The organism is Bradyrhizobium sp. CSA112, assembly GCF_029051645.1.
GTDB lineage: Bacteria > Pseudomonadota > Alphaproteobacteria > Rhizobiales > Xanthobacteraceae > Bradyrhizobium.
The window spans coordinates 1-5,644 of the sequence record NZ_JAACFS010000082.1; the positions used below are offsets into that span (position 1 = coordinate 1).

The window sequence follows — 5,644 nt, forward strand, 5'->3', positions numbered from 1 at the left end:
GCCGTCGGACACAACTTCCGCCGCATCCTCGCCTGGCTGAGGGATTTTTGGCGCCTCTTCCTCACTGCGCTCATCGCAGCCATCGCCGTCCAATCAACACTCAGATCGGCTTCTTAACGGACGACTACTTAGCATTACCTACCGTGCGTGAGAGTGAATGCGGACGCTTTGTCAACTATTTTGTCCGATATCGCCTATCGCAATTTTCTGGCGTACATTCCTATCTATAAAACCCATCACGCTTCGAGCACGCCCGCGAACTCGGCACCGGGCGAAAATAGCCGTTTTGGCTTGAACTGAAACTGATCTTCTATGGTCAGTGTGTCCGGTATTTACCGCCGCTTGCTTTTCACGCGAAGACAAGCTCGCTTATGTCGTGCCGATCAACAAGGCTCCTCAACTCCTCGCCCGTAAGCCAAATAAGCCAATCGTCGTCCACAATATTTTCTTCTATCAGCTGCAATATCGATCCGCCGGATTCGTAGTGTGCATATCCGTATAAGCTGCCCTTCTCCAGTCGCTGCCGCGATACAAGCGCACATACAAAATCAGGATCCCACATCGCCAATGACACGCCGCGTGCTATTCCTGCCATGATCTTAGAGACGCCCTGTCCTCTAAAATCTCTGCGGATCCAGCGATCTCCATGATAAGCTACTTTCCCAGTCATCATCTTCGCGCTTGGCGATATGCAAGTACATCGGTCCTGAGGATGTGCATATAAGGCCGCATCCGCGTAAAACGCCTTAAGCGATTGAAGATGTTCTGCAAAATTGCTGTCCGAAAGATCATACAGTCGAGCAGCCTCTACGAGCGCGACCTGATTATTCATGTCGGCGCCTATCATCCAATACCCCTCGCCTGACTTAATTGGGGAGCGATCAGGCCGGAAATTTGGATATGTGGGCCCCTTTGTTGGAGTGGCTCGTGTAATCGAGACATACTCATGAAAGTCGAATCCTATCGAAATCTTAATGCCTTTTTGGGCGGCGGCGGCGTCATATTCTTGAAGGAACCGTGACACGTGCAACGGATTAATTATACCTCTCATTTCTGCACCGTCCATCGAGATGAGCTGCGTCGTAACCCAGAAGCAGCCATGGATAGTACAAGAGTAAGAACCTATCGAGACCTACCTACTCTGGTAAGGAGCGGTGTTTGACGAGTTGAGCGGCGCTGGCACGTATCACCAGCGGCGGCACAGGGTAAAAACGAGGAAGTCGGGATGAGTCCTGCCATGGTCACCACCAGCGCGAGACGCGAGGCATCACGCAGACAAGGACCGCCCAACGAACGTAGCCGAGCACCCGATCTAGCAAGGTCGCGTAGGACCTCACTGCTAATCCGCCGGCGAAGCCCGAGTTCTTCGGTTCACAAAGGGCCGTAAATTCACCTCGAAAACGGTGCTGGCCTGGACCAGCCGGCAGCGTGTCGCGTGGCACTTGATCGGACGTGAACCGGCCAGAGCAAAATGCGCGCCCTTAGCCTGGGTGGCCGGTGTCGCGGGATGGTACTGGCCGAGGTGGCCCTCGGTCTTCATGTGGCCGATCACGGGCTCGATGGCGGATCGGCGCCTGAGCTCGCGTTTGACCGCTCCGACGACCCCACGCTTCTGGCCGGAGAGCAAGACGCGACGTGGGTTTGCGATTTTGTGACCACGATAGCACTTATCGACAGAGGCGCGCTCGATCTCGTAACGGGTGAGTTTCTCGGTGGCTTCGATGACCTCGCCGAGCGCGTGGCCGTCATACGGGTTGCCGGCAGCGCCTTGGCGTGCAGCACGAGTTGGCCGCCCGGAGCGCGGGCGTTTTTGGTGACGATCGAGGCTTTGACGCCGAACTCGTAAGGCGCCGATGCCTTGCTCTTGCCGATGCATTCGACTTTGGGCGCGTGGAAGTAATAGAGCTTCCATCCGCGCTGACGCTGCTCCTGCGCGCGAAAGCGGCTGTTCGAACGCAACCTCAGCCTCTGGCTGGCTGGCCGACAATCTTGCGGCGGATGTCGCGAACGAGACGGCCGAGCCACGTCCGCAAGCTGCGCAACTATCGACGCTGGCGCTTGAACTGTTTGGCGCGAGCAAAGCGTCCCACCATCATCGCCGCTCGCTTGGCGACCCGCAGATACGATTGCTGCAGCTTAACGCAGTGCTTGCGGGCCAGGCGATTGAGCCCCTTTGGTCGCCGCATGCACCAGCTTGGCGTTAGTCGGGAAGGTGGCGGCCTTGGGCTGCACAGTGGTGTCCACCGTCACCCGCTCAAGATCGCGCGTCCGCAGCGCGGGCCTCGTGTGCGACCCTTAAACTCTCGGCCAGCAAAAGCTCCAGCTTGTCGCAGAGCCGCTTGCGCCAATGGCTGAGGTCGCTTTGCTCGTGCGGGAACTCGTGCTGGAAAAACTCAAAGCCGGTGAAGTGCTGGAAGTACGGGTCATAGACCCAGCGCTCACAGACGCCCTCGTCGGACAGGCCATAGGTGTGCTTGAGCAACAGCAGCCCGGTGACGAAACGGCTCTCGATCCCTGGCCGGCCCATCTCGCTGTAGAGCGTGCGACCTCGCGATCGATCCCGTCCTAGTCGATCTTGGCGCCAAGCTACCCTAGCTCGTGCTTCAGATTGGATCTGATCCAGCTGGCGCGAAACAGATCGGCTTCCCCCCTCGTCTCCGGAGCTTCTTCGGTCCCCTCCGCTCCAACCATGGAATCACGACTGCTGGTTCGAGGGAATCTTGAAGATCAAATTGCAAGCTTCCGAGCCCTCTACTCTCCAAAGCTTGCAATCTCAAACCCAAGCTCGCGCCAGAAACCGACCCTTGCTCAACGGTTTGGGTACTTTTTTCACAGAAGCAAGCCAAATCGATTAGCTCAATAGCCTGCGTGAGTGGGACTACGCTCCGGGCCACAAAGAGCTCAAAGGAAAGCACCGCCGAGTAGCCAAGAGTAATCCGCACAAATGAAAACGCGCTCAGACCAGCACGGATCAAAGCCACCAGTCAGCAGACCTAGCCTTTTTCACTGTTTGGGTCAAAGAATCCTCGAATATCTCAAGGCCCTGATTTAGTGTCTCAGCATCGATCGTGAGTGCAGGAAGGAATTTTACAACCTGATCATTGGGGCCGCATCGTTCGACAATCAATCCCTTCTCGAATGCCTTACGTGTCGCGGCCTCTGCGATCTCGGTCATTCGGCAATCAAAACCCAACGCCATCCCCCGTCCTCGGACCACAAAGCCGTTTCCATGCTCGGATGCAATCGCATGAAGTCGCCCGCGCATAAGTTCTCCCATGCGCTGCACCTCCTGTGAAAAAGTCGGAGTGCGCCAATAAATATCCAGCGCTGCGGTTGCAGATACAAGCGCAAGGTTATTCCCTCGGAACGTGCTAGTGTGTTCTCCAGGTCCCCACGCATCGAGTTCCTCTTTTATCAACAACATTGATAGCGGCAGACCGTAGCCACTTAATGACTTCGACATCGCGACAATGTCTGGAGACAACGCCGCGAACTCGAAGCTAAAGAATTCCCCTGTACGACCACAGCCCATCTGGACATCGTCGACTATTAACAGGGCGCCAGCTTCTCTTGCTACGGCCTGAATTGACTGCAACCATTCCATGCGAGCTACGTTTATACCACCTTCTCCCTGCACAGTCTCGACGAGAATGGCAGCTGGAGGATCGATGCCACTGCTCTTATCCAGCAACATCTTTCTCAGGTAATCAGCAGTATCAACGGCTGGCCCAAGATAGCCATCATAGGGCATAAACGTCGCGTCAGAGAGAGAAACACCGCTAGCTCTGCGATGAAAGCGATTACCGCTCGCAGCAATCGCCCCTAAACTCAGGCCATGATATCCATGCGTGAACGAAATGATATTTCGACGTCCTGTGATCTTGCGTGCAAGCTTTAGAGCTGCCTCAATAGCATCCGCTCCCGTTGGCCCGGTGAACTGGAATCGATATTGCAACCCCCGCTCCCGAAGTATGACGGAACTGAAAGTCTCCATAAATTGGAGCTTTGCGGGAGTGGCCATGTCAAGCCCGTGGACTACGGCATCCGACGCTAGATAGTCGGCAATCGCAGCTTTGATCTCATGATTGTTGTGGCCGTAGTTCAGCGCTCCAGCACCAGAGAGGAAGTCAATGATCTTTCGACCGCTGTCCGTTAACATAACGGAGCCTCGCGCTCGACTGAAAATAGCCGGAAACGAACGCGAATACGAGCGGACGTTAGATTCAAGGGCTTCAACAGCCTGCAGTTTACATCTCTCGTTGCTGATCACTTCACCCATTGTGGTATCCTAAGTAGTGGCTCAATTAACAAGCACGCTTCTGAAAGTCAGCGAGCTGTGGAACGTAATGACCCGTGCGTTCCGCGCGACTTATACTTTACCGTGCGCCTCTCTCCAGAATGGTCCCACTCACATAACTGAGAACCGAGAACAGCGAACCTACTAATGTTCGTAGTCTTTTCCGATTCAGACTTACGTCTCTACCGTGACATTGTGGCGCTCGCCTTCATTTCGCAAAACTGAAACGTTCTTGAGTATCGATGCTCCCGTTTACAGATGTTCATGCCCTCGAGCTTCAAGGCCTGAACAGCTTCAGCAAAACGCTTATGATTCTCCGCAAGCCGCCCAGCGGCTGCTTTCGAAGCCCAGAAGCGGAATTTTTGTGCTCGATCTTAGTTGTTTTGTATGCGATCGTTTATCCGCTTGCATGCGGAGCGGGTACGGCCTTCACCCCACCAGTAGCGCTCTCTATCGCTCCGGCATTCGCTAACTGCAAATTCGCGTATATTGTCGACGGCTTGGCGAACCCTTTACATTCCTGCCGCAAAGGACCCGCGGACTGAGGCACATACATCATAGTTCGTCAATCCTCGCACGAGGCCTCATGGTTCCCCTTAATGTTCGGGTTCGTAAAGAAGAACCGCCTAGTGAACTGCTCATCATCTTCCATGGTGGGGGCGGTAATGTATAGGACGAAGTCAGCGTCGCCGCTGACGTAGAATCCATTGACGACTTCAGCGGACGAATTAATGGCCTTATTGAACCTGTCCACTATGCCCGAACTTTCCCGCTCCAGGCTCACCAGCAGGAGTAATGAAATGGGTCTCCTACCGCCTTCGGCGAAACGATTGAGATATCGGCCTCGATGATGCCTTTCGAACGGAGCCTTCAGTCGTCGTTGACACGCGATAGCAGAAAGGCCGGCCATTATCGCCGATAACGTCGAAACTTAGACGGTTGTTCTTTGCACAATCTCGAGATGCGGCGTCTATTCGGTCGTATCGCATATTACGCTAGCGTCCAGGTGGACTTCACCGACAGATGCCATTTCGATACAGAAAATCCTAAGAATGACCGATAAATGCAACGCTGTTCGCTGCATCGTGAAGCGCGCTTGGGACATCAAGCCAGCCGCAGATTCGACCCATGGCAAAGCGGGAGCCAAAAGCCATAGCAACTGCCTTGCTTTCCGCCGCGCGAGAAATCCTTGCGGATCGTGCCAAGGAAGCCCTCCTAGCTAGTCTTACTGAGTCAGAGTGTCGCGGTCTTTGTCGACAGGAATCATATATTTGAGAAGACTCACTTTTCAGCATGGGGAGGCTGAGATGGGTCTCACAAGATCGGGAGACGTAGCGTCGCGGTTTT

Annotated in this window: 2 protein-coding genes and 2 pseudogenes; all 4 read right to left on the reverse strand. The window is 54.7% G+C overall.

Annotated features, from left to right (window positions below; all coding sequences use genetic code 11):
• Window positions 1-349: 349 nt before the first annotated feature.
• Window positions 350-1,066 (reverse strand): hypothetical protein, encoded by a 717-nt coding sequence (locus tag GWE18_RS41620; RefSeq protein WP_275191264.1) that lies wholly within the window; start codon window positions 1,064-1,066, stop codon window positions 350-352.
• A 441-nt stretch (window positions 1,067-1,507) separates the two neighbouring features.
• Window positions 1,508-2,691, reverse strand: a pseudogene (locus GWE18_RS41625) (IS5 family transposase); the annotation flags it as partial.
• A gap of 280 nt (window positions 2,692-2,971) precedes the next feature.
• Window positions 2,972-4,279: a diaminobutyrate--2-oxoglutarate transaminase gene (ectB, locus tag GWE18_RS41630; RefSeq protein ID WP_275191265.1), complete on the reverse strand. Its 1,308-nt coding sequence runs from the start codon at window positions 4,277-4,279 to the stop codon at window positions 2,972-2,974.
• Between the two features lie 583 nt (window positions 4,280-4,862).
• A pseudogene (locus GWE18_RS41635) lies at window positions 4,863-5,286 on the reverse strand (Lrp/AsnC ligand binding domain-containing protein).
• Between the last annotated feature and the right edge of the window lie 358 nt (window positions 5,287-5,644).